The 24,634-nt window shown below is 59.4% G+C and carries 21 protein-coding genes and 1 tRNA gene; 6 read left to right on the forward strand and 16 right to left on the reverse strand.

Annotated features, from left to right (window positions below):
* Positions 1-73 precede the first annotated feature (73 nt).
* The 7 genes from AC09SL_RS21085 to AC09SL_RS21115 all read right to left on the reverse strand — a co-directional run bounded on the left by AC09SL_RS21085 (position 74) and on the right by AC09SL_RS21115 (position 7,112).
* Entirely contained in the window at positions 74-535 is a 462-nt protein-coding gene (locus AC09SL_RS21085; protein ID WP_018607342.1) for an Lrp/AsnC family transcriptional regulator, read from the reverse strand.
* 36 nt (positions 536-571) lie between these two features.
* Entirely contained in the window at positions 572-2,884 is a 2,313-nt protein-coding gene (locus tag AC09SL_RS21090; RefSeq protein WP_479571958.1) for a hypothetical protein, read from the reverse strand.
* Positions 2,885-3,244: 360 nt separating this feature from the next.
* The gene (gene pcaG / locus AC09SL_RS21095) at positions 3,245-3,847 is read right to left on the reverse strand and encodes a protocatechuate 3,4-dioxygenase subunit alpha (RefSeq protein ID WP_058542861.1); all 603 of its coding nucleotides are present in this window, start codon (positions 3,845-3,847) and stop codon (positions 3,245-3,247) included.
* Between the two features lie 12 nt (positions 3,848-3,859).
* Positions 3,860-4,579, reverse strand: coding sequence for a protocatechuate 3,4-dioxygenase subunit beta (gene pcaH / locus AC09SL_RS21100; RefSeq protein ID WP_046064546.1), 720 nt, complete (start codon positions 4,577-4,579; stop codon positions 3,860-3,862).
* A 127-nt stretch (positions 4,580-4,706) separates the two neighbouring features.
* Entirely contained in the window at positions 4,707-5,636 is a 930-nt protein-coding gene (gene pcaQ, locus AC09SL_RS21105) for a pca operon transcription factor PcaQ (protein WP_058542860.1), read from the reverse strand.
* A gap of 722 nt (positions 5,637-6,358) precedes the next feature.
* Positions 6,359-6,601: a hypothetical protein gene (locus AC09SL_RS21110; protein WP_054594326.1), complete on the reverse strand. Its 243-nt coding sequence runs from the start codon at positions 6,599-6,601 to the stop codon at positions 6,359-6,361.
* Between the two features lie 10 nt (positions 6,602-6,611).
* Positions 6,612-7,112, reverse strand: a complete 501-nt coding sequence (locus AC09SL_RS21115) for a hypothetical protein (protein WP_058542859.1) — start codon at positions 7,110-7,112, stop codon at positions 6,612-6,614.
* 402 nt (positions 7,113-7,514) lie between these two features.
* On the opposite strand from AC09SL_RS21115, the gene AC09SL_RS21120 reads away from it, so the two are divergent.
* The 3 genes from AC09SL_RS21120 to AC09SL_RS21130 all read left to right on the forward strand — a co-directional run bounded on the left by AC09SL_RS21120 (position 7,515) and on the right by AC09SL_RS21130 (position 8,916).
* Entirely contained in the window at positions 7,515-7,643 is a 129-nt protein-coding gene (locus tag AC09SL_RS21120) for a hypothetical protein (RefSeq protein ID WP_269203539.1), read from the forward strand.
* A 132-nt stretch (positions 7,644-7,775) separates the two neighbouring features.
* A complete protein-coding gene (locus AC09SL_RS21125) occupies positions 7,776-8,030 on the forward strand; it encodes a tyrosine-type recombinase/integrase (RefSeq protein WP_269203541.1) in 255 nt (84 codons plus the stop codon).
* Positions 8,031-8,034: 4 nt separating this feature from the next.
* Positions 8,035-8,916 carry an SH3 domain-containing protein gene (locus AC09SL_RS21130; protein WP_058542857.1) on the forward strand — a complete coding sequence of 294 codons (882 nt, stop codon included), beginning with the start codon at positions 8,035-8,037 and terminating at the stop codon, positions 8,914-8,916.
* A gap of 100 nt (positions 8,917-9,016) precedes the next feature.
* Here the strand turns inward: AC09SL_RS21130 and AC09SL_RS21135 are convergent.
* The 5 genes from AC09SL_RS21135 to rpsU all read right to left on the reverse strand — a co-directional run bounded on the left by AC09SL_RS21135 (position 9,017) and on the right by rpsU (position 17,548).
* Positions 9,017-9,093: transfer RNA gene (locus tag AC09SL_RS21135), tRNA-Ile, on the reverse strand.
* A 15-nt stretch (positions 9,094-9,108) separates the two neighbouring features.
* Positions 9,109-12,852, reverse strand: a complete 3,744-nt coding sequence (locus AC09SL_RS21140; RefSeq protein ID WP_058542856.1) for an EAL domain-containing protein — start codon at positions 12,850-12,852, stop codon at positions 9,109-9,111.
* 127 nt (positions 12,853-12,979) lie between these two features.
* A complete protein-coding gene (rpoD, locus tag AC09SL_RS21145) occupies positions 12,980-14,827 on the reverse strand; it encodes an RNA polymerase sigma factor RpoD (RefSeq protein WP_058542855.1) in 1,848 nt (615 codons plus the stop codon).
* A 67-nt stretch (positions 14,828-14,894) separates the two neighbouring features.
* On the reverse strand, positions 14,895-16,853 hold the full coding sequence (gene dnaG / locus AC09SL_RS21150) for a DNA primase (RefSeq protein WP_024616738.1): 1,959 nt from the start codon (positions 16,851-16,853) through the stop codon (positions 14,895-14,897).
* Between the two features lie 479 nt (positions 16,854-17,332).
* Positions 17,333-17,548: a 30S ribosomal protein S21 gene (rpsU, locus tag AC09SL_RS21155; protein ID WP_002551877.1), complete on the reverse strand. Its 216-nt coding sequence runs from the start codon at positions 17,546-17,548 to the stop codon at positions 17,333-17,335.
* A gap of 199 nt (positions 17,549-17,747) precedes the next feature.
* On the opposite strand from rpsU, the gene tsaD reads away from it, so the two are divergent.
* Positions 17,748-18,773, forward strand: coding sequence for a tRNA (adenosine(37)-N6)-threonylcarbamoyltransferase complex transferase subunit TsaD (gene tsaD, locus AC09SL_RS21160; RefSeq protein WP_058542854.1), 1,026 nt, complete (start codon positions 17,748-17,750; stop codon positions 18,771-18,773).
* 8 nt (positions 18,774-18,781) lie between these two features.
* On the opposite strand, the gene plsY is transcribed toward tsaD, so the two are convergent.
* The gene (gene plsY / locus AC09SL_RS21165; protein WP_058542853.1) at positions 18,782-19,351 is read right to left on the reverse strand and encodes a glycerol-3-phosphate 1-O-acyltransferase PlsY; all 570 of its coding nucleotides are present in this window, start codon (positions 19,349-19,351) and stop codon (positions 18,782-18,784) included.
* A gap of 74 nt (positions 19,352-19,425) precedes the next feature.
* On the opposite strand from plsY, the gene folB reads away from it, so the two are divergent.
* On the forward strand, positions 19,426-19,779 hold the full coding sequence (gene folB / locus AC09SL_RS21170; RefSeq protein WP_058542852.1) for a dihydroneopterin aldolase: 354 nt from the start codon (positions 19,426-19,428) through the stop codon (positions 19,777-19,779).
* Positions 19,770-20,288: a 2-amino-4-hydroxy-6-hydroxymethyldihydropteridine diphosphokinase gene (gene folK, locus AC09SL_RS21175; protein ID WP_053189955.1), complete on the forward strand. Its 519-nt coding sequence runs from the start codon at positions 19,770-19,772 to the stop codon at positions 20,286-20,288. The genes folB and folK overlap by 10 nt, the downstream gene beginning before the upstream one ends.
* Positions 20,289-20,439: 151 nt before the next feature.
* On the opposite strand, the gene AC09SL_RS21180 is transcribed toward folK, so the two are convergent.
* The 3 genes from AC09SL_RS21180 to AC09SL_RS21190 form a co-directional block, all read right to left on the reverse strand.
* Entirely contained in the window at positions 20,440-21,666 is a 1,227-nt protein-coding gene (locus AC09SL_RS21180) for a multifunctional CCA addition/repair protein (protein WP_058542851.1), read from the reverse strand.
* Positions 21,667-21,729: 63 nt separating this feature from the next.
* A complete protein-coding gene (locus tag AC09SL_RS21185) occupies positions 21,730-23,295 on the reverse strand; it encodes a SpoVR family protein (RefSeq protein ID WP_058542850.1) in 1,566 nt (521 codons plus the stop codon).
* Positions 23,292-24,563 carry a YeaH/YhbH family protein gene (locus AC09SL_RS21190; protein WP_003206179.1) on the reverse strand — a complete coding sequence of 424 codons (1,272 nt, stop codon included), beginning with the start codon at positions 24,561-24,563 and terminating at the stop codon, positions 23,292-23,294. Before AC09SL_RS21190 ends, AC09SL_RS21185 begins: the two co-directional genes overlap by 4 nt.
* Positions 24,564-24,634: the final 71 nt, after the last annotated feature.

Here is a 24,634-nt window from a genome sequence, read left to right on the forward strand (position 1 = left end):
TTTTGAACGGTTTCTAGTCACTTTGTTGTACTTGTAAGTCGTAATGACGAAACATGTCACTGTGGGAGCGGGCTTAGACTGGCTGGCCCCGATCGATCTTGCTGCTGAGGATGATCGAGGTGGTGGTCTTTTCCACGCCGTCCACGCTGCCGATCTGGTCCAGCAACTGGTCCAGCTGTTCCGGCGAGTCCGTGCGCAACCAGGCGACATAGTCGAACTCACCGCTGACCGCGCACAGCTGCTGCACCTGGGCCATGGCGCTCAAGCGTCGCAGCACGTCCTTGCCGGAGCGCGGCTGGACCTTGATGCCGACGTAAGCCTGCAAGCCGCCGTCAATCACTCGTTGCCCCAGGCGCACGCCATATCCGGTAATTACCTTGGTCTTTTCCAGGCGCGCCAGCCGCGAGGTCACGGTCGTACGGGCGATGCCCAGTTGCCGGGCGAGCATGGCGACGCTTTCCCGTGCATTGATTTGCAGCGCCGCGATCAGCTGCCGGTCGATTTCGTCGAGGACGGGAGGGCGGGTGTCAGTCACAGTGGGCTCCGGCGCAGGCATTCGATGGCGAGCATGTTACAGGCTCTCACGTGCGAAATAGCCAATGGCAGGCAAAGTCAGTGCGCGCCAGGCGGGGGCCAGATGCACCTGTGAAGCCCTGAACCAGAAACCGTCCTGGCAAACCAGCTGTTCGGTGGGCAGCTGCAACAAGAGATCCAGTGAGAACGACTGTACTGAGCCTGGGTCGTCATCGTCTTGCGCTTCCCAATCGCGCTCGAAGCACCGGACATGCAGCTGCTCGGCGTCGAAGCGTTCAAACAGCGGCCGGCTGCCCAGCCACTGCGGATGCACCCGCAACGAGTGCGCCTGGACATCCAGGAGCAGCAATTGCCAGCCTCGATAACTGCCACACTGTTCCGTCACATCGGTTGCCATACAGGTCAGGGCCAGGTAGCGGCTATCCGTCGACCAGATCATCGACGGTGCCAGGTCGACCAACGCGCAGCCTGAGGCTGTCAGCAGATGGCCTGCGAGCCGGGGCGTCTGCGCGCGCACCCAACTGTCGGCATATTCCGTTTCGCTGCCGAACAGCCAGGCGGCATCCTGATGGTCGCGGGCGGGCTGGATGAAGTCACCGTCGGCGTTGGCCACTTGCGGTCGATCCACCAGGCGCCAGGGGGCAACGCGGTGCAGTTGTGAGTTTGTTACCTGCAGGTCCACGGTGTTGTAGAACAGCCGGGATTGCTCGCGGGGATGAAAGAACGAAGGGTCGCTGCCGATCGGCGGCGCGGGGATGTTGAAGCGTTGCAGCGCGCTGCTGTCCAGGTCTTGGTCAAGACGACCGGCCACAACCGCCAGGCTCAGCCGGCCATCCCGAAAATCGAGTATTCGTTCCACCCACATGGCGGGGCCTTCCAGCAGGCGTCGATCCTTCACATCTGCAATGACCGCATGGGTGGTCACTGTCGTCGAGTCTGCAAAGGGCAGCAGCGCCAGGTAACGCCCGCAGTCAGAGACGCGATGATCCAGCAGCCAACTGCCTGGCAAGTGCCAATCACCAATCTGGCAGCGATAACCGCCAAGCCCCTCGCGATTGTCGCTAAGCCAGATCAACTGAGCGCATGCGCCACCCAGCATCGGCTGCGTCTCGATGTATGAGTCACCGCGCAGGCCCCGGCTGTCCAACGGCATCACAATGGCCGTGCGGGTCAGTGTGAACTCAGCGACCTTTACCCGACCCTGGGCGTCATGACCGGCCTGGGTTTCGGTGTCGCTATGGATGCTGTCCAGGCGGTAGCCATAACGGCCAGAGCCTGGTCGGGGATAGTCGAGGTACGCGCCGATATGCACATGGTGCGCGTCGAGGCTCAGCAACTCATGCCAATAGAAAGACGGTTCAGTAACACTCTTCACCCACGGCAACGGCAAGGCGCGCCAGCCTTTGTCGAGCTGCCACAACCAATACTGGTCGCCCTCTTGAGAATCCCGCGCCTGGGCCAGACACACCAGCGCGCGTTGATCGCTGCTCCATACCAGCGGCGCATCGGCCGCCATCAGCAGGCCAGACGGTTGCCCGTTGACGCTGACGGTGTAGCGCGGTGAACGCAGCGGTTCCAATGGCTGGGCCAGATCACGGAACGTCGAAGGCAATGAAATGTTGCCTTGCAGGCATTGCAGGCCATCAGCGGAACGTCGTTCGAACGTGTGTAGGACATTCTCCGGATGCCAGTCGGGTTCCAGCCAGAGATCGGCGACAGGCACCAGACTGGAAACGCTGGCCGTTTTTAACAGCTCATCGAGCCGGGTTTCGCGAACACTGTCGTCCACCAAGGGGCTGTGGCGGCCGCGCAAGACGTCGAGGTCAAAAGCGTCCAACTCCCAAAGCCCACTGTCGGCGCAGCGGTACAACTGGCGTTGCTGACGGTCGAGCACCACCAATCCCCATGCCTGCCGGGACGGTACCGGCGCCGCGAAATAGCGCCCGTCGCTGGAGAACACGGCCGAAGAGCCCAAGCCTTGCAGGAGCACACCGTCGGGGAACAGATAGTCGCAATAAGTCGGGCCGCCCATGGCGATCTCACCGTGATTGAACACCCGGATCGGCTCGCCTTCAGGCGTCAGTTGCGGTTCGTTTCCTCCCCAGGCACTGGCTCCTTTGAGGCTAACCAACACCAAGCCCAGGCGCCGCTCCCATGCACTGACGCCCGCGAGCCCACCGATGATGCTGACAATTGCCACCAGAATTCCCCACCACTCGGGCAGGGCCCTGCCCAGGCTGAAGCCCAGGCCGAACACGGCGCCGATCATCAGCCGGGCACAGCCTCGGCCGATCGATAGCCAGCCCAGACGCGCGGCAACTCCCATCAGCAGGCCGAAGAACAGCACCACCGATAAAGCCAGCGCAGGTGGTAGCAATGTTACGAAAAAGGCCGGCACCAGCAGGATGTTGAGTTGCCAGAACAGGTCTAGAAACAGTCGAGAGAGGCTGGGGCTGGCGATGATGGGTGTCTCGCTGAGGAGGCTGAACGGTCTTAGGTGTGGGAAGGGTGAACGTCACAGAGTATTACTGCCGGTGAGTACAGGGACAAGGGCGGGGAGCGATGGGTTGCCGGAGTTGCTATGGCGATCAAAAAACCATCAGCCTTTAAAGCTGAATTCGACAAAAAACCAGACCCTGATGGGGCTGGTTTTAGGGAGGGCGTCTAAACAATCCGAGTGCTCACACCCCCGGTGCTGTGCAAGTGGCGATTAAAAATCGAAGAACACCGTTTCTGATTCACCTTGCACATGAATGTCGAACCGATAAACCAACTTGCCATCGAGCGTGGAGCGCTTGGCAATCAGGGATTGGCGACGTGGCGGCTGCTCGATCAGACCCAGGATGGGGTCCGCGGCGTTCGCCTCGGATTCGTCGTCGAAGTACAGGCGGGTCTGCAAGTGAATGTTGATCCCGCGAGCAAACAGGGAAACGTTGATATGCGGGGCCATGGGAAAGCCTGCGGCGTTTTTCACGGTGCCGGGTTTTACGGTCTTGATGATCCACGCGCCATCGTCGGCGGTGGCAGTACGGCCAAAACAGTTGAAGGGCTTTTCCAGAGCGTATTCGGTGTCGTAGACGCCTTGGGGATTCGCCTGCCAGAACTCCAGGAACCCATCACGAATCAAATGGCCGTTGCCGTCATAAACGTGGCCCATCAGTACGATGTGCTCACCTGGCGCGCCAGGCTTGGCCATTTCATTCCAGATTTCCTGTGCTCGCGGCGGATTACCAGCCGCCTCCAGCGCCAAGCCGATATGCACATAAGGGCCGGCAGTTTGCGAAGGGGTTTCAGGCAGAAGTTGAACGGACATGCGCATGCCTCCTCAGCGGTTTTCGAAGTGGGTCTTGCGCTGTCCGCGCAAAACGATATCAAAGCGATAAGCCAGGCAATCCATAGGATTGGCCATGCTCATATCAAGCTTGGCGATCAAGCTCTGCACCGCCTCCTGATTCGCGATCGTCTTGACGATCGGGCACATGGGAATGAGCGGATCACCTTCGAAATACAGCTGAGTAATCAAACGCGTAGAAATGGACGGGCCACTGATGGAGACGTGAATGTGGGCTGGCCGCCAGTCATTGGGACCGTTGCGCCATGGGTAGGGGCCAGGTTTGACCGTGCGGAAACTGTAGTTGCCGTCACGGTCAGTCAGTGCGCGGCCGACCCCGCCGAAATTGGGATCGAGCGGCGCCAGATAACTGTCTTTCTTATGCCGGTAACGCCCCCCTGCATTGGCTTGCCACATTTCCACCAACGTATGGGGAATCGGTTTGCCGAATTGGTCACAGACCCGGCCCGCGACGATGATGCGTTCGCCGATGGGCAAGCCGCCGTGATTGAAATTGAGCAGCAGATCGTTATCGTGCTGGCCCATTTTCAGATGGGAAAAATCCGGCCCGCTGGTTTCCGACAGGGACTGGGGAATACTCACCAGGGCCTGGCGCGGTGAACGCAGGATCGAAGTCTTGTAGTCAGGTGTCAGGGCTTTGGGGTGCCAATTTCGGTCACGAATGACGAAGCGGCTGTCATGCGCATCAGACATGTCGATTTTTCCTGTTGTTATGGTTCGGCAAAGGCAAGCGCTGCGTTGGCAGCAACTGGTAGCCCAGTTTCCTCTTGCCCGGCCCAACCCAAAATTGAAAAAACCGACTTGATCCATATCCAAATGGTTATGGGTATTTTCCTTCGAGGTATTCCTGCCCGACTTCGCGAAGTGCCTCCATGCACCACTGTGCCTGGGGTGTCACCGGCAACGCGGGATTTGTGCACAGCCCCACGGAACCGCCAGGTTCGCGTGCCCCTAATTCCAGCTCCACCAAAACGCCTTGTTTCAAGTCCTGCCGGACCGCGTCGAAAGGCGCCACCCAGATGGCCTGGCTGCATTGTACGTAGCGCCGACTCAACGCGACCGATAGGGTTTCCAGGCGTTGGCGTGATGGGGTAATGCCGTGCTGAACAAACAGGGCGTCGGCGAATTTACGGATGGTCGTCCCCGCCAAGGGGAGTACCCAGGGATAGTCCTCGAGATTCTTATGCCCCTGTGGATTCGCGAGCACAGGATGGTCGTTGCACACCACCAGGGTCATGGACTCGCTGTAGAGGTGTTCGAATGCCAGCCCGTGAATCAATGGGCTATCGGTCATTCGGCCAACCACCAGGTCCAGTTCACCGACGCGCAGTTGCGATAGCAAATGCGCACTGGGGCCGGTCACCACGCTGATTACCAAGGCCGGATGACGAGCATGCAATCGACAGACAACCTCTGGGACCAACAGGCTTTCAACCGTGGACAGCACGCCAACGCTAATGGCAACGGGCTCATGGACACCTGCGCGCAGGCTATTGACCCCCTCGCGCAGCGCTTGCACGCTCGGCCCCGCATATCGCAGAAAAGCTGCGCCGGCTTCCGTCAGCGTCGCCCCCTTCTTGCTTCGTTCGAACAGCACGGCGGCCAGCAACGTTTCCAACTCCTTCAACGTCTTGGAAAGCGCCGGTTGGCTGATCGCCAGTTTGTCTGCCGCACGGGCCAGGCTGCCCTGGCGCGCCACTTCGAGAAAACACACCAGATGACGGAATTTGATGCGTGTGTCGATGTTCAATCGGGTCGCTGCCTTCAAGGGACTTGGGGGGCGCAGTGTTTGTGCTGTGGGTTGCAACGCCTGAAGGCGACAGTGGAGGGCTCGTTGGGGACTACCTGTTTGCAGAGCCGTTTATGAAAACCTTCACCTAGTGCGCAAAGTCCACAGTCTCAAAAACGACGAAGCCGCGCAATGCGCGGCTTTCAATATGGTGGGCTCACACGGACTTGAACCGTGGACCAAAGGATTATGAGTTGCTGGGCGAGTTGCTATGCCTAGAGAAATCGTTCGAAGGTGAACGTAGGTTGGCATAGCTGGAGGGCCCGTAGTTACTGGTTTTGAGCGTAATTTTGAGAAGGTTGCTCAAGCTGAGTACTGTACCGTGGTTGTACTGATTTTGCGGACTTTGAGTTTCGCAATTCGCCCCGCAGTGAAATCTTCTCCCACGATCTTCTGTAGTGCCCCCGGGCTAATTCTCTCGCAGCTCCAGAACCACGTTCCATTCACAGATCAAGAAGCAAAACGCGGCTTGGTCTAAGGCATGCGTATAGTCTGACTTTAAAGGTTGGCGATTGCGGTGACCTTTCATGTGCGTTAGATCCGTGCTGTCTAGGATCAGAATTAGGCCGCGCCTGCAGAGTTGGCGAGGCTGGTCAATGTGGCATCGATCAACGCGCTGTTGATCGACTGTTGTCCCATATGATTTTGGGTCAGAGACGGCACCGAGAAATCGTGCCAGGGCTTCAGTCCCCCTCCGTGAACCGCCGCCGCGTCAGGAAAAGCACCACGCCCAGTGGCACGGCCAGCAGTGCTAGCAGCTCCAGGTCAAAGCCCAGCACCTGCTGCTCACCAACCTTGAAGATGCTGACCAAGCCCGTTGCCAGCAGCGCCAAACCCAGCCACTTGCGCAGCGGGTATGGTTTCAGAAACTGAACGAGGATCGCGCCCAGCACCAGAAGGACGACAGTTTGCATGATGTAGGGCATGTGCAGTTCCTCAGACCTTGATGACCAGCGTCACGACAGAGCGCTGTGGGCCAATCCCGCCATGGACCTCTCCCTCGATGCTGACCAGCACGTCACCTGCATGCAGGTTCGGCAAGGCCCCTTTGAGGTACCAGTTGACACCTGTCGTCACGGCTGCACCTGAAGCCCAGCCAATGAGCGGCCCGCCCAACGCACCTACCCTCCCGGCAACGCCACCTGAGGCCGCAGCAATTCCCTTGGCGACGCTGCCGCGCATAGTATTGATAGCATCGGCCTGCTGCCGGGTGAGGGGATTGGAAATGCAGACTGTCAGCAGGCATGGCAGGTTTCGAGCCTGCATTCGGTCGTACATATCGACGACCATGCTGTTGACTTGGTAATGGGCGCGTTTCGCTTCGCCAAAGTGCAGCTCGCGCAGGCGACCTCGGTCGCTTTCCATGAGGGTGATTCGAGACAGATTGAAGACGATCCCTTCCGCGGACCTGTACTGCGTGGTCTTATCGAACTTCATGCGCGTATCCATTCATGCAAAACGACGATGATTTTCTACAAGCGGTGACTAAGATGCAAACGGTCTTTGATGTGAGGCCCCAGGGAATTTGACGTCTGCACGGGTCTCATCGCCAGCGAGCCAACTCCCCGGTAACAACACATCGAGCGCGTCGGTTTTGGAGACGTTAGGCCGAGGCGCCTCGGCACGAGGCACTGGCCGGGGTATGCTGTGACCGTGTAAAGCTCCGTCGACAACTTCTGCATTGCGCTGAGAGTTAAGGGCGTGCAATCAAACTGCAATCGCGGAATCCCGCCGCAAGGTGTCTAGAGAATCCGGGGCGATTCACTGAAGCGATTAGAGGAGTGGGCTGGGGATAACTCGCTGGGCAATGTCCGCGGACTCCGGTTTGATGAAACTGAGATGGCGTATCTGCTTCTTGAACAGATCGACCCTTTCCTGGAGTGCGTGCAAGCCCTGGACAGTGACACGCTGTTGATCGCCGAGGTGTGTTTGTCTACGGGGGCCCGCTGGGGCGAGGCAGAGGGCTGACAACCGCGCCAGGTTCGCCAGCAGCGCATCCAGTACAACAAAACGAAGTCGAGTAAGAATCGTACTGTGCAAATCTCCAAGGAGTTGGAGCAGCGTCTGTTGAAGACGCTGCCGTTCAAGCCTTGATAGGACATATTTCGGCGGGCTATCGAAGTTGCAAAGCTGGATCTACCTGCTGGGCAGTTGACCCACGTTTTGCGTCATACCTTCGCCAACCACTACATGATGAATGGCGGCGACATCATCGCGCTTCAAAAGGTGCTCGGTCACGCGACCCTGGCCATGACTCAGAAGTATGCTCATTTCAGCCCTGGTCACATGGCAGAGGTGGTAAGTCTTAACCCTCTGGCTCATTTGAAGGCGGCCAGTTTGCCGAAGGTAGGATAGCGATATGTCTGAACGGAAATCTGATCAGCGAAAAATGAATCTCCTTAGCCAAATAGTTCCGGGAGTAGGGGCCGTTGCAGCCTTTGCGATGGCAAACCAAAAGTGGATAAGGACGGCTGTCAGAAGCGGTGCGCTGGCTACATGGAGTGATCAGGACTTCCGAATTCTCGAAGACATGGCCGGGCCTGCAGGTATTGAGGAGTACGCGCGGCTGCTGGATCTCGCGCTTAACGGTTGGCCTTCCGCGTCTAGGTTGTCAAATGTAAACCTTGCAAAGCTGTCATCGCTCGTGGGGCGTTCGAAGCTATTCGATAGCCGAATCGAACAGATGACTCGGGCAATGCCTGCTGCCTTAGCAAACGCAGATAGTCAGCAGCTACAGACGATCGCTAATTTTGATGTAACCCCAGAGATTCAGGAAAAGGCCGAGCAAGAAATCTCTCAGAAAATTCAGCAGAACGCTGATGCTCATGGCCTTTCTAGCTCTGCGCGTGAGTATTTAGTCTGGCTCTTGGGGCTCATGCTATTTGTGATGAACTATCTTGATACGCAGAACGCGGTCAGAAGCGAACTCTGCTTTATCGTACCGAAAGCTATGCCGACGATGACTGCCAGCAGCTATGGAAAAGTGGTGAGAGCGGCTATGTGCGAAGCCGCCTTGCCAGCGGTGGAGTTCGCACGTTATCGCATCGTAAAGGGGGAGGGTGTAAGGCTTCGTAATGAACCTGGAATGAAGTCGGAGCTTATTGCGCTATCCCTCCAAGATAGCGATTTGTTGGAGGTCTTAGACGATAGCAATCGAGATTGGCTTCATGTCTCAGTTGTGAATGAGGGCGGGATAACGGGATGGATCTCCCGTAAATATACGCATCGTCTGAATCGATGAGCGCTTGGGGGTGGACGCTTTGTGGACACGGCCGCGGGTCGAAGTGCCACTTTTTCTCAGGGAGAAAATACGAAAGCCGCGCAATGCGCGGCTTTCAAGATGGTGGGCCCACACGGACTCGAACCGTGGACCAAAGGATTATGAGTCCTCTGCTCTAACCAACTGAGCTATGGGCCCTCAGTAGGCCGCGGATTATAGCGATGGTTTCTCGGCTGTGCTATCCGAAAAATCCGATACGGTCATACGAAGAAACGTTGCGGCAAACTCGTCGGCACACAGCGGCAGGCTGACGATGTAGCCCTGGATCTGTTCGCAACCTTCTTCGGTCAGGAATTGCTGCTGGGCCAGGGTTTCGACGCCCTCGGCGATCACGGTGAATTGCATGCTGCGGCCCAGGGCGATGATTGCTCGCACGATGGCCGCGTCGTGGGGGTCGTCGGGCAGGCCGCGGACGAAGGATTGGTCGATCTTGAGGATGTCCAGTGGCAGGCGCTTGAGGTAACTCAGGGAGGAATAGCCGGTGCCGAAGTCGTCGATGGCCAATTGCACGCCGAGCTTTTTCAGCTGGTGCAGCACCGTCAGGGCCTCTTCGGCCTGGCTCATGATGAAGTTTTCGGTAATTTCCAGTTGCAATAAGCCGGGTTCGAGCTGGTGCTCGCGCAGCAGTTGTTCGATACGCCCCAGTAGGTTGGGTTGGCGCAGCTGGGCCCCGGCCAGATTGACCGAAAGGGGGCCGAGGCTGTCGTAGGCGTCGTTCCATTCAGACAATTGCCGGCAGGCGCGCTCCAGCACCCAATCGCCGATTTGCAGGATCATGCCGTTTTCTTCCGCCAGGGGGATGAAGTGTTCCGGCGGCACGTCGCCAAACGTGGGGTGCGTCCAGCGGATCAATGCTTCGGCACCCACCAGTTGATTGTCGACGAGGCTGATTTTTGGTTGGAAGGACAATGACAATTCGTTGCGTTCAATCGCTCGTCGCAGCTCGTGTTCCAAGGCCACGCGCTCGCTGGCCTGGGCGGTGAGGTCACAGGTGTATTTCTCTACCCGGTTGCGGCCCTTCGCTTTGGAGCGGTACATCGCCGCGTCAGCGTTCTTGACCAGCGTGGCGACGTCGCAGCCGTCCTGCGGGTAGAGGCTGGTGCCGATGCTGGCGCTGATGAAGAACTCGTGCTCGCCGGCCTGGAACGGCGCGGCAAAGCAGTTCAACAGTTTTTGGGCGATGTGCTCGGCATCGCTGGGTTGCTGCAAGCCAGGCAGCAGGATGATGAACTCGTCGCCGCCCAGGCGTGCCACGGTGTCGATGTCGCGCAACTGCTCGCGCAAACGCACGGCGATGCCTTTGAGCAGCAGGTCGCCGACTGGGTGCCCAAGGCTGTCATTGATGTGTTTGAAGCGGTCCAGGTCCAGGAACAGCACCGCCCCCTGGCCGCCGTTTTCCTGCTGGCTGTTGAGGGCCGTCAGCAAGCGGCTTTCGAACAACGTGCGATTCGGCAGGCCCGTCAACGGGTCGTGGTGGGCTTGGTAGTCGAGCCGGGCCTGGGCGTGTTTGAGGCTGGAGATATCGGCGAAGACCGCGACGAAATGGGTGATCTGTCGGTCCCGATTGCGCACCGCGCTGATGGTTAGCCAACTGGGGTACAGTTCGCCGTTCTTGCGCCGGTTGGAGATCTCTCCCTGCCAGTGCCCTTCGGCTGTCAACTGGTGCCACATCGCCGCGTAAAACGCGCTGTCGTGCAGGCCGGAGGCCAATAATCGAGGTGTATGGCCCAGGGCTTCGGTTTCGCTGTAGCCGGTGATTTCGGTGAAGGCTCGGTTCACGGCGCTGATGTGTTGTTGCGTATCGGTGATCAGCACGCCTTCGGCAGTGCTTTCGAACACGGTAGCGGCCTGTTGCAGTTTCTCCTGCATCAGGTGGCGTTCGGTGATGTCCCGGGCGATGGTCAGCATGCAGTCTTCGTTGCCGATGGGCAGCGGGCGACTGGAGACTTCGCAGAGCCGGATCTGCCCGTCGTTGCGACGGATATGGCAACTGAAGTCCTTCACGAAGCCGTCCCGCTTAAGCAGGTCGAGCATCTGCTTTCGTTCGTTGAGGTTGACCCAAATACCCAGGTCCAAGGTGGAGCGGTCCACCGACAGGACGCTGTTGAAGCCGGTAATGCGGCTGAAACCTTCGTTGACTTCGATCAGCAGGCCGTCGCTTTGTCGGGACAGCAGCAGGCCATCGGGCGAGGCGTGGAACGCCTTGGCGAATTTCTCTTCGGAGGTCTGCAATTGCTGCTGGGTTTCCTTGAGCTGGCTGATGTCCCGCACCACCACGACCAGGGCTGGCGTCGTGTCGAGATCGAAGGGCTCGGCGGAAATCAGCCCGGTGAACACTTGGCCATTGCTGCGACGGAAGGGCATTTCCAGGTTGCGGATGCTGCCGGCCTGCAAGCGCTGCAACAGGGCCGGCCCCACGCCTTGGATGCCCCAGATATTCAGTTCGGTTGCGTTTCGTCCCACCACCTCGGCGGCACTGAGGCCGACCTGCTCTTCGAAGGCCTTGTTGACCTCTAGCAGGCAACCGTCCAATAGCCGTGCGATCACCAGAATGTCCGGGCACTGGCGGAAAACAGAGGCAAATTTCTGCTCCGAAAGGCGCAGTGCTTCCTCGGTGCGCTTGGCTTCACTGATATCGATCATCAGCCCGCGCATCAGCGGTTCGTGACCGTGCTCGATCAGACTGACGATGTCGCGCACCCACAGGCAGCGGCCATCAGCGGTGAGAACCCGGTAATCGATGCAGTGGTCGCGACCGGCCAGCACTTCATGGTTGCAGTAGGTCTGGGCACGGATCAGGTCGGCCGGATGAATGATGTTGCGCCAGAAGCCTGGGACCAGCCAATGGGAGAGGGGATAACCCAACAGGTCTTCGGCGTGGGGCGATACGTAGCTGTAGGTAAAATCGCTGACCCTGGCTTCCCAGGCAATGGCCGACAGGCTCTCCACCAGTCCACGGTAATGGTATTCGCTGCTGCGCAGTTCCTGTTCCAGCTCGACCCGCCGGGCGATTTCCGAACTGAGTCGGCGGTTGATGCGAATCACCACCGCCAGTATGCCGACCAGGAGCAGCAACGCAGGCAGGCCGTAAATTAGCAGGTCTGACCAGAGCTGACGGTAATCATGCACATTGCCGACCCACTTCTGCTGGATCTCGGCAACTTCGGCCGGACTCATGTCTGCCAGGACTTTGTCCAGGATGCCCACCAATACCTTGTTGTCTCGAGGGACGGCCATTGCCAGCTGATAGCGATAAGGCGTTTCCCCGCTGACATAAAGGCCTTCGAGCTTGAGTTGGCGCAGGCTCCAGACACTGGATGCCAGATCGCCCACCACCGCATCCACTTCGTCGGTTGCCAGCGCTTGCAGGGCTGAACTGACATTGGGCAGCGCCACGAGGTTCAGGTCGGGATGGTGGTTGCGCAGCAATTCATGGGGGGCATAGTTCTCCACCACGGCGATTTTCAGCCCGTACAGCTCCTTGAGGTTGTGAGGCTGGGCGCCACCGCGATGGGCCAGGATGACAATGGGGAAATCCAGGTAAGGCCGGGTAAACGCCAGGTAATTCTGGCGTTCCGGCGTGGACATGATGCCCGGCAAGAGGTCGATCTTGCCCTGAGCGACCTGCTCCAGCACGGCGGTCCAGCTGGCCGGCTCGATGGGGGTGAGCTTGATGGCCAGCCGTTCACGAATGATCTCAACGTAGTCGGCAGCCAGGCCCTGATAGCGGCCCTGGTCGTCACGAAACTCAAACGGCGGCCATGAGGCGTCAACGCCCAGGCGCAGGTCGGGGTGGTCCTTGAGCCAGCGGAGCTCCTCGTCGGTGAGCGTCAACGCGCCAGCTGTTGCGGTCCAGGTCATCAATGACAGCAAAAGCGCGGCCGTCAGTCTGGGCATCACTGTCTCGTCATGGCTTGGGGAGGATGATTCGAGTGTAGACGGGCAACAGGGTGGTGAGGAGCGTAACGAAGGGGATTTTATCTTTGCATAACAAAACCCCCGGCAGGGCCGGGGGTTTTGAAGGTCACTCGTCGAGGAAGGAGCGCAGATGCTCGCTTCGCGTCGGGTGGCGCAGTTTGCGCAACGCCTTGGCTTCGATCTGACGAATCCGCTCACGGGTTACATCGAACTGCTTACCGACTTCCTCAAGGGTATGGTCGGTATTCATGTCGATGCCGAAGCGCATGCGCAGTACCTTGGCTTCACGGGCAGTGAGGCCGGAGAGTACTTCGCGAGTCGCTTCCTTGAGACTCTCGACAGTGGCGACATCGATCGGAGACTGCATGGTGGAGTCTTCGATGAAGTCACCCAGATGGGAGTCTTCGTCATCGCCGATCGGGGTTTCCATGGAGATCGGCTCTTTGGCGATCTTCAATACCTTGCGGATCTTGTCCTCAGGCATTTCCATGCGTTCGCCCAGCTCTTCCGGCGTCGGTTCGCGACCCATTTCCTGCAGCATCTGCCGGGAAATGCGGTTGAGCTTGTTGATCGTCTCGATCATGTGCACCGGGATACGGATGGTGCGGGCCTGGTCGGCGATCGAGCGAGTGATCGCCTGACGGATCCACCAGGTGGCATAAGTCGAGAACTTGTAGCCGCGACGGTATTCGAACTTGTCCACCGCCTTCATCAGGCCGATGTTGCCTTCCTGGATCAGGTCGAGGAATTGCAGGCCACGGTTGGTGTACTTCTTGGCGATGGAGATCACCAGACGCAAGTTCGCTTCGACCATCTCTTTCTTCGCGCGACGGGCCTTGGCCTCGCCGATCGACATGCGACGGTTGATGTCCTTGATCTCGGCGATGCTCAGGCCGGTCTCGGCCTCCAGCGCACTGAGCTTCTGCTGGCAACGAATGATGTCCGGTTGCAGGCGGGCAATGGCTTCGGCGTATTTGCTCTTGCCCTTGGCCAGTGCATCGGTCCAGCTTTCGTCGACTTCGTTGCCGGGGAACTGGCGCAGGAAATCGGCGCGCGGCATGCGGGCATCACGCACGCAAAGCTGCATGATCGCGCGCTCTTGTTGGCGCAAGCGATCCAGGGCACTGCGAACACGCTCGACCAGGCCTTCGAATTGCTTCGGTACCAGCTTGATCGGCATGAACAGCTCGGCCAGTGCCAACAGCTCGGCAATCGCCTGCTTGTTGTTGCGGCCGTGCTTTTTCAGCGCCTTGCGGGTGATTTCCATCTGGTCGGCCACAGCGCCGAAACGCTGTGCTGCGATGACCGGATCCGGACCGCTTTCGGCTTCTTCCTCGTCGTCGCTCGCTTCGGCCTCGTCGTCATCGGTGTCGTCGTCGGCCTTGACGGCTTTCGCATCGATCGGCGGCGGCACTTCGGCGGCAGGCGGCGCAATGCCGTCGTCCGGATCGATATAGCCGCTCAGGACGTCGGACAGGCGGCCACCTTCGGTGGTGACGCGGGTGTACTCGGAGAGAATATGGTCAACCGTGCCAGGGAAGTGCGCGATTGCGCCCATCACTTCACGGATGCCTTCTTCAATACGCTTGGCGATTTCGATTTCGCCTTCACGCGTGAGGAGCTCTACCGTACCCATTTCACGCATGTACATGCGCACGGGGTCGGTGGTGCGACCAATGTCGGTCTCGACCGCTGCCAACGCTGCGGCCGCTTCTTCAGCGGCCGCCTCGTCGGTATCGGCGTCGGCCAGCATAAGGGCATCCTTATCTGGAGCAACCTCGAATACGTTGATCCCCATGTCGTTGATCATGCGGATGATGTCTTCCACCTGTTCCGGATCTGAAATATCCTCCGGCAGGTGGTCGTTGACCTCCGCGTAAGTCAGGTAGCCCTGCTCACGACCCAATAGGATCAACTCTTTGATACGAGACTGCTGTTGCGCTTTTCCGGACATAACACCCTATCCACTGAAGGTCTTGGCGGGCAAAAAACAAGCCGAGGATTATACCTGAGCTGTGACCTCACGCGCCAGTTGAGGTCGGGTTTGATGCGCAAACATTGCGGCTGAGTAAGTCGCGCAATTGGTTTTTCTCTTCGCTGGTCAACTCGCTCTGGCGAGCTTTTCGCAGAAGTTGTTCCAGGTTTCGCTCGCGTTGGCGGGCGGACAAGCTAGTAATGGTGTCGAAAAACTGTTGTTCAAGGTTGTCTCCCTCAATCAGCCATTCCTTCTCGGCCAGGGCCTTCAACAAGCGCCCCTGCTCGGTGCCGTGCCACCGTGCGATCAACTGGAAAGAGTTTAGCTTGGGGTTCTTCTGCACGGCTTCAAGGAGTGCAACCAGCAATTGCGTGTTGCTGTGGTCCTCGGCGGCGAAGTGCCCGGCGTCCTCTACTTTTTCCGCCAGTTGCGGGTGATGCAGCAAGGTGCGCAAGGCGGCCAGTGTTGGTGGTTCGACGGCGGCCGGCACGCGCGGGGCACGTGGTTGGTCGCGATCGCCGCGCTTGCCGTTCTTGTCCCAGGGTTTCTTGTCCCATTTCTTGCCGCCACTGCCGGGTTTTTTCGGCGTCCATTCCTGCTGGGGGGCGTAATCCTGCTGGGGTTGATGATAGTCGGCGAAATCCGGCATCGCGTCGTAGTCGATGCCAGGGTCATACGCCGGCGGCGCCTCCTGGGGGGCGCTGTGCACCAACTGATTGACCGCTTCGCTGTTCAGGCCGGTGATCTCGGTCAGGCGCTGGCGCATGAGTGTGCGCAGGTTGGCGCCGGGTACCTTGTCGATCAGCGGTGCCGCGAGGGTGGCCATGTGGGCCTTGCCTTCGAGGGAGCGTGGATCGGCTTCTTCGGTCAACTGCTGGAAAAAATAGTCGGCCAACGGTTGTGCGTGCTGGTTGATCCGCGCACGGAACGCGTCGGTGCCTTCGGAGCGCACCAGGGTGTCCGGGTCCTCGCCCTCGGGCAGGAACAGAAAGCGTGCCCGGCGACCGTCCTGCAGGCACGGCAAGGTAGCCTCCAGTGCGCGCCAGGCGGCATTGCGGCCGGCCTGGTCGCCGTCGAAGCAGAACAGCACGTTGGGCACAACGCGAAACAGGCGCTTCATGTGCTCTTCGCTGGTGGCCGTGCCCAGGGTCGCGACGGCGTTGCGCAGGCCTTGCTGGGCCAGGGCAATAACGTCCATGTAGCCTTCGACGACAATGATTTCATCAAGGTTGCGGTTGTTCTTGCGCGCTTCGTACAGGCCATAGAGCTCCTGGCCCTTGTGGAACACCGGGGTTTCCGGGGAGTTCAGGTATTTCGGCTTGTCGTCGCCCAGCACCCGGCCACCAAAGGCGATGATCCGCCCCCGCGTGTCGCGAATCGGAAACATGACCCGGTCACGGAAGCGGTCGTAGCGCTTGCCGGTTTCGGCATTTTCGATCAGCAGGCCAGCGTCGATCATGGCGCGCTGTTGCAGCGTATCGCTGCTTAGGTGCTTGTACAGGTTGTCCCAGCCGGGCGGGGCGAAGCCGAGGCCGAAGTCTCGGGCAATTTCGCCGGTCAGGCCGCGGCCCTTGAGATAATCCACCGCGGCCTTGCGTGCCGGATGGCTTTTGAGGGCCTGGCGATAAAAATCCGCCGCCGCCGTCAGCAGTGGGTAAAGCGGAGAATCGGTCGGTTGGCGTGGCTTGTGCTGTCGACCGCTTTCCTCGCGGGGTATTTCCATGCCGGCGGCTTTGGCCAGTTCTTCGACGGCCTGGGGAAAGTCCAGGTTGTCGTGGTCCATGATGAAGCCGAGGGCGTTGCCGCCAGCGCCGCAGCCGAAGCAATAGTAGAACTGCTTGTCGGGGCTGACGCTGAAAGAAGGCGTTTTCTCTTTATGGAACGGGCAGCAGGCCGTGTAGTTCTTGCCTGCTTTCTTCATTTGCAGGCGAGAGCTGACCACGTCGACGATGTCGGTGCGGTTCAGGAGGTCGTCAATAAAGCTCTGGGGAATCAGCCCGGCCATGGCGTTCTCGTCATCACTGCGCGAAATATGGACCCGAAATCGGCAGGCGTAACCGGGGCTGGGTTTGAGGCACGCTAAATCGGTGGCTCGACCGGGTCGTCTGCATCATCGCTGTCGGGAAGTGTATCTGCCGATAATCCACTGACGTTAATAACTATCAGTATTCGACTGTTTGAATGTGTTGCGCTGAGTCCGGTAACGGCCGTTCAGGCCTCGGATAGCTCATGAAGCGGACACGCAGGCAGGTGCCTTGGGCTGATCGTCGTTAGAGGAATCAGGGTGTGCTCGTCGGTAGCCTTGGAAGGCTCGTCAGGAAAGACGTGCACCGCTGGCAAAAGAGCCAGGTCTGACGCGCTGAAGCAGGTTGTCTTGGTCGCGTCTGCGACTTTGACGGTGAAGCATCAAGCGTTATTCCGCAAATGCCATAAGCCCGGCTTGAAGGCCGGGCTTGGCAGAAGCTTGCTACGGACGTCTGTGTATTAGTACAGACGTACGGCGCGGCGCTGTTCGCGCTGAACTTTCTTGGCGTGACGCTTAACAGCGGCTGCTGCCTTGCGCTTACGCTCAGAAGTCGGCTTCTCGTAGAATTCGCGGCTACGAACTTCAGCCAGAACACCGGCTTTTTCGCAGGAGCGCTTGAAACGACGCAGAGCTACGTCGAAGGGTTCGTTCTCTTTTACTTTGACGGCTGGCATCCAGAGCTACCTTCATTCATTACCGGGGTCAACATCCTCGCGGCAAAAGAGCACTTGAAGACGTCGGTTTTTAAGGGTTGCGGATGTTAACCCCTCAACGCTCGGAATGCAAAGCCTCTGATCGAAAACCGCTGGTCGGGGCACAACGCGGCGACTATTATGCGCGCCTTCGAATTCAGCCTCTACAAGGCGCAAACCCATGCTAGTACTGGGATTAGAAACCTCCTGCGACGAAACCGGTGTCGCACTTTACGACAGTGAGCGCGGCCTGCTGGCCGATGCGCTGTTCAGCCAGATCGACCTGCACCGTGCCTATGGCGGGGTGGTGCCCGAGCTTGCCTCCCGCGATCACGTCAAGCGCATGCTGCCCTTGATCCGCCAGGTCCTGGCCGAAGCCGGCTGCGTGCCGACGGAGATCGACGGCATTGCCTACACCGCCGGCCCGGGCTTGGTGGGCGCGCTGCTGGTGGGCGCCTCTTGCGCCCAGGCCCTGGCCTTTGCCTGGGGTATTCCGGCCCTGGGTGTGCATCACATGGAAGGCCACTTGCTGGCGCCGATGCTGGAGTCGCAACCGCCGCAATTTCCGTTCGTCGCTTTGTTGGTGTCGGGCGGCCATACGCAGCTCATCCGGGTCGATGGCATCGGCCAATACGAGTTGCTCGGCGAGACGCTCGATGATGCTGCCGGCGAAGCGTTCGACAAAACTGCAAAAATGATGGGCCTCAACTATCCCGGTGGGCCGGAAATCTCCCGGCTTGCGACACAAGGGGTCGATGGGCGTTTCGTGTTCCCGCGGCCGATGTGTGACCGTCCCGGCCTGGATTTCAGTTTCAGCGGGCTGAAGACCTTCGCCCTGAACACCTGGCAGCAGTGCGTCAGCGCCGGGGACGACAGTGAACAAGCCCGTTGCGACATCTCGCTGGCGTTCCAGCAGGCCGTGGTGGAGACTTTGACCATCAAGTGCAAGCGTGCCCTCAAACAGGCCGGGCTCAAGCGCCTGGTGATCGCTGGTGGCGTGAGCGCGAACAAGGCCCTGCGGACATCGCTGGAGAAGATGCTCGGCGACATGAAGGGCGACGTTTACTACGCCCGGCCGGAGTTCTGTACAGATAACGGCGCGATGATTGCCTTTGCCGGCTGCCAGCGCTTGCAGGCCGGCCAGCACGAAAGCTTGGCGATCAGCGTACAGGCGCGCTGGCCGATGGAGCAGTTGGCGCCGCTGTGAAGCGTCATTTAAAAATGCCGTTCGCGCCCGGCGAACAGGTCGCGTAGATTGCCCCGGTGACGCCAGACGATCAGCGCAACCAGCGCGGCCATTGGCAGCAAGGCCGCCGGTTCCTGCCAGGCCAGCAACGGCAAGGTCAGCGGCGTGGCGATCAGTGCGGCCAGGGAGCTGGTGCGGGTCAGGTAGAACGTCAGCAGCCAGGCACAGGCAGCCAGCAGCGCGGCGGGCGGGTACAGGCCCAGCAGCATGCCGGCGGCAGTGGCGACGCCCTTGCCGCCACGAAAGCGAAAGTACAGCGGGAATAGATGGCCGATGACGGCGCAGACGCCGATCCAGGCCTGTTGCTGCAACGAGAGCCCTGCAAGGCTGGCGATCAATACCGGGACAAGGCCTTTGCAGAGGTCGCCCAGCAGGGTCAGGATGGCGAGTTTGCGTCCGGCCAGGCGAAGCATGTTGGTGGCGCCGGCATTGCCTGAGCCACTCATTCGCGGATCCGGGCGACCGGTCAGGCGGCTGAGCAAAATGGCGAAGGACAGCGAGCCGAGCAGGTAGGCGAGAATCGCCAGTAACCAAAACATGCTAACTATTCCGGGCGAGGACGCCCTGATTCTAACGGCGCATTGCGCCCTTGTCGTGCTGCGGAGAAGAGTGCTTGGACAGAGTGTTTATCGAAGGCCTGGAAGTCGACACGGTCATCGGGGCCTACGACTGGGAGCGAGGCATCCGACAGTGCCTGCGACTTGACCTGAGCTTTGCCTGGGACAACCGTCCGGCCGCTGCGGGCGACGACCTGACCCTGGCGCTCGACTACGCCAGCGTTTCGTCGCGCATCCAGGCATTTGCCGAACAGGCGCAATTCCAATTGGTCGAGACCTTTGCCGAGCGACTGGCCCAGGCGCTCATGGATGAGTTCAAGATCACGTGGCTGCGTCTGAAATTAACCAAGCCTGGCGCCGTACCGGCAGCCAGCGGCGTTGGTGTGGAGATCGAGCGCGGATGTCGCTGACTCAGGTTTTTCTCGGGCTCGGCAGCAATATCGAGCGCGAAACCCATCTGTGCGCCGGTCTTGAGGCCTTGGCCGGTTTCCTGGTGGACATGCGCTGTTCGGCCGTGTTCGAGAGCCAGCCGGTAGGTATCAAGAGCGGGCCATTCTTCAATTTCGTCGTCTCGGCCTTCACGGATCTGCCGTTGATGGAACTGGATCGCCGCCTCAAGTTCATCGAGGCGGACAATGGTCGCTATGCGCCGGACCGCAAGGGGCTGCCGCTGGATATCGACGTATTGTTGTATGGCGAGCAGGTCGGCAACTTCGATGGATTGATCCTGCCGCGCGCGGAAATCCTCAAGAACGCCTTCGTCCTGTGGCCTTTGTCGTTGATCGCGCCGGATCGAATTCATCCGGGTGTTGGCAAAAGCTTTGCCACATTGTGGGAAGAAGCGCAGATCGACCAGGTGCTGGCGCCGGTGGCTTTCGAATGGCGCGGCCAGCAACTTACGCCATCGAATCTGCGCTGAGGCACCTGCCGCTATCGCGAGCAAGTACGCTCCCACATTGGAGTTTCAGCGGGCACATATTTTGTGTTCAGCCAAGATCCACTGTGAGCGAGCTTGCTCGCGATGACGGCGGTATATCCGGCAAAAATGCAAGCTGACCCGAAACTCAGCGTCAGTTCGCCGCTTCCTTGTAGGCCTTCAACGCCCTGAGACGCTCACGCTTGATCGCCTCACCCAGCTCCGGCCCCTTGAAACCCTTCTCCAGCAAAGGCTGTACCGCCACTGCGCGGGCCGCTGCCGCTGCGCCCCGCAGATAATCAGCCTGTGGATAACTTCGCTCTTCAAGCCCTTTGCGTCCCCGTGCATCCATCTCACAGGCTGCGATGAACTCCTCGAAGCGCTGAGGTCGGCGGTACACATCGAAACTTTGCAGCAGTTCAAGCAGGGTAGACGCCTTCAACTCCAGCGCGCGATGGCCATGGGTGTGGTACTGGCCAACCAATAACGCCAGTTCCTGGCAGTCGCGAGGCGCCTTGAAGCGCTCATTGACCGCTTTGATCAGCCTCAACCCCGTGTGCTCGTGGGCGATGTGTCGCGGCCATTCGTGTTGGGGCGTCAGGCCTTTGCCCAGGTCATGGAGCAGGCAGGCCCAGCGGACCGTCAGCGGTTGTCGGTGCAGGGCGGCTTGTTCCAGCACGCTCAGGGTATGGACGCCGGTATCGATTTCCGGATGATGGGCTTCGGGCTGGGGCACGCCAAACAACGCATCGACTTCGGGCATCAGGACCTTGAGGGCCGTGCAGTCGCGCAAGACCTGGATAAACACCTGTGGCTGTTTCTCCATGAGAGCGCGAGAAATTTCCTTCCAGCTGCGCTCGGCCGTCAGTGCTTCCAGCTCGCCGGAGTCGCTGAGTTGGCGCATCAGTTCCAGGGTTTCGTCCGCCACCTTGAAACCCAATGGAGCATAACGCGCGGCAAAGCGGGCAACCCTCAGGACTCGGAGGGGATCTTCGGCGAAAGCGGGGGAAACGTGACGTAGGACCCGGGCTTCCAGGTCGCGCTGACCGTGGTACGGATCGGTCAGGTTGCCGTGGTCATCTTCAGCCATGGCGTTGATCGTCAAGTCCCGACGAACCAGGTCCTCCTCCAGGGTCACTTCAGGGCTGGCATGGAACACGAAGCCGCCATAGCCTCGGCCGCTTTTGCGTTCGGTGCGGGCGAGGGCGTATTCCTCGCCGGTCTTCGGGTCGAGGAATACCGGAAAATCGGCCCCCACGGGGCGAAAACCCTTGGCGAGCATTTCCTCGGCGGTGGCCCCCACCACGACCCGATCGACGTCGGTGACGGGAATGCCTAGCAGGCGGTCGCGAACGGCGCCGCCGACTTTATAGATCTGCATAAAAAACCTCCGTTGGTCCGACAGGATAACCTTTGCGTCGGACGTCCGGAGGGGAAAACGGGATCAAAGATGAATGACGGCCAGGTCCAGGCGGCCATAGTCTCCTTCGGCTTGTTCGCCTCTGGGAGGTACGTGATGGGTTTTCATCACCTGGTCGCCTTGCAGGGTTTCCAAGTGGATATCGAAACCCCAGAGGCGATGCAGGTGCTTGAGCACTTCGTCGGTGGAGTCGCCCAGTGGCTTGCGGTCATGCGCCTGGTGCCGCAGCGTCAGCGAGCGATCACCGCGGCGGTCAATGCTGTAGATCTGCACGTTGGGTTCGCGATTGCCCAGGTTGTATTGCGCCGCCAGGGTTTCGCGGATGATGCGGTAGCCGCTCTCATCGTGAATGGCAGGTACTACCAGGTCATCTTTCTGGTCATCATCGAGGATGCTGAACAGTTTCAGGTCGCGGATCACCTTGGGCGAGAGGTACTGCAGGATGAAGCTTTCGTCCTTGAAACTGCTCATGGCGAATTTAATGGCGGACAACCAGTCCGAACCGGCGATTTCCGGGAACCAGCGACGATCTTCCTCGGTAGGGTTTTCGCACATGCGCCGGATGTCGCGGTACATGGCGAAGCCCAGGGCGTAGGGGTTGATACCGCTGTAGTACGGGCTGTCGAAGCCAGGCTGGAACACCACGCTGGTGTGGGACGTCAGGAACTCCATCATGAAGCCGTCGGTGACCAGGCCCTCGTCGTACAGGTCGTTCATCAGCGTGTAGTGCCAGAACGTGGCCCAGCCCTCGTTCATGACCTGGGTCTGGCGTTGTGGATAGAAGTATTGGGCGATCTTGCGCACGATGCGCACGATTTCCCGCTGCCACGGCTCCAGCAACGGCGCATGTTTTTCAATGAAATAGAGAATGTTTTCCTGGGGCTCGGCAGGGAAGCGGGCATTGTCTTTTTCGTTGTACTTGTCTGCACCTTTGGGAATGGTGCGCCACAGATCATTGATCTGTTTTTGCAGGTGCTCTTCGCGATCCTTCTGGCGCCGGCGTTCTTCTTCGGCGGAAATCGGATACGGCCGCTTGTAGCGGTCCACGCCGTAGTTCATCAAGGCGTGGCAGGAGTCCAGCAAGTCCTCCACCGCGTCGATGCCGTGGCGTTCCTCGCATTGCATGATGTACTGCTTGGCGAACACCAGGTAATCGATGATCGAGCTGGCATCGGTCCAGGTGCGGAACAGATAGTTGCCCTTGAAGAAGCTGTTGTGCCCATAACAGGCGTGCGCCACCACCAGGGCTTGCATGCAGATGGTGTTTTCTTCCATCAGGTAGGCGATGCAAGGATCGGAGTTGATGACGATCTCATAGGCCAGCCCCATCTGGCCGCGGCTGTAGGATTTTTCGGTACTGAGGAAGTGCTTGCCGTAGGACCAGTGGTGATAGCCCAGCGGCATGCCGACCGACGCATAGGCGTCCATCATTTGCTCGGCGGTGATCACTTCGATCTGGTTTGGGTAGGTGTCGAGGGCATAACGGTCCGCGATACGGCTGATTTCGCGGTCGTAGGCCTTGATCAGCTCGAACGTCCATTCGGAGCCGGTGGAAATGGGCTGGCGCTTCTGCTCTTTTTTGGCGGTCATGTCACTAACCTGCGCTGGAAGAGTTCACGGAAGACCGGGTAGATATCCCCGGCCGAGACCAATTGCTGTTGGGCAAATGTGTCGGAAAAAGCTTCGGCAATCCGTTCATATTCGTACCACAAGGCCTGGTGTTCGCGTGGAGTGATTTCCACATAGGTGTAGTACTGGACGAACGGCATGATCTGGTTGATCAGGATGTCACGGCAGATCGGTGAATCGTCGTTCCAGTTGTCGCCGTCCGACGCCTGGGCTGCATAGATGTTCCATTCGTTGGCGGGGTAGCGTTCGGCCATGATCTCCTGCATCAGCTTCAGGGCGCTGGAGACAATGGTGCCGCCGGTTTCCCTGGAGTAGAAAAACTCCTCTTCGTCCACTTCCCTGGCACTGGTGTGATGGCGGATGAACACTACATCGATCTTGTCGTAGTTCCGTTTCAGGAACAGGTACAACAGGATGAAGAAGCGCTTGGCGATGTCCTTGGTGGCCTGGGTCATGGAACCGGAGACGTCCATCAGGCAGAACATCACCGCCTTGGAGCTGGGGTTTGGCTGTTTCACCAGCAGGTTGTACTTGAGGTCGAACGTGTCGAGGAACGGTACGCGGTGGATGCGGGCGCTGAGTTTCTCGATTTCCGCTTCAAGGTCCTGAATGTCGCCGAAATTGTCAGGTTCTTCGCGTTTCAGGCGGGCCAGTTCTTCCTTGGCCTCGCGTAGTTTTGCCCGGCTGCTGCCCGACAGCGCGATGCGCCGGGCGTGGGCTGAACGAAGGGTGCGGATGATGTTGATACGTGATGGATTGCCTTCATTGCTGATACCAGCACGCACGGTCTTGAAGGTGTCGGTGCCAGTCAGGTTGCGCTTGACCAGGTTGGGCAGTTCCAGGTCCTCGAACATGAACTCCAGGAATTCCTCCTGGGTAATCTGGAACACGAACTCATCCATGCCTTCGCCGGAGTTGCCGGCCTTGCCGGGCCCCTTGCCGCCGCCTCCGCCCTGGGGACGGGGGATGTGCTCACCACTGGTGAATTCCTTGTTGCCGGGGTGCACGACGGTCTGTTTGCCGCCGCGACCATGGTGGAGCACCGGCTCGTCGATGTCGCGGCCGGGGATACTGATCTGTTCGCCGTGCTCCATGTCGGTAATGGAGCGCCGGCTGACCGCCTCTTCAACGGCCTTCTTGATGTGGTCACGGTAACGCCGCAGAAATCGCTGGCGGTTCACCGTGCTCTTGTTCTTGCCATTAAGGCGTCGGTCGATCACATAGCTCATAGGCCCCTCCGAGGGAGCTTCAAGTCGTAAGCCTCAAGCTGCAAGGGGCGTGGCGTCGAGCCGTGGCTCAA

The organism is Pseudomonas sp. PF05 (assembly GCF_056521845.1).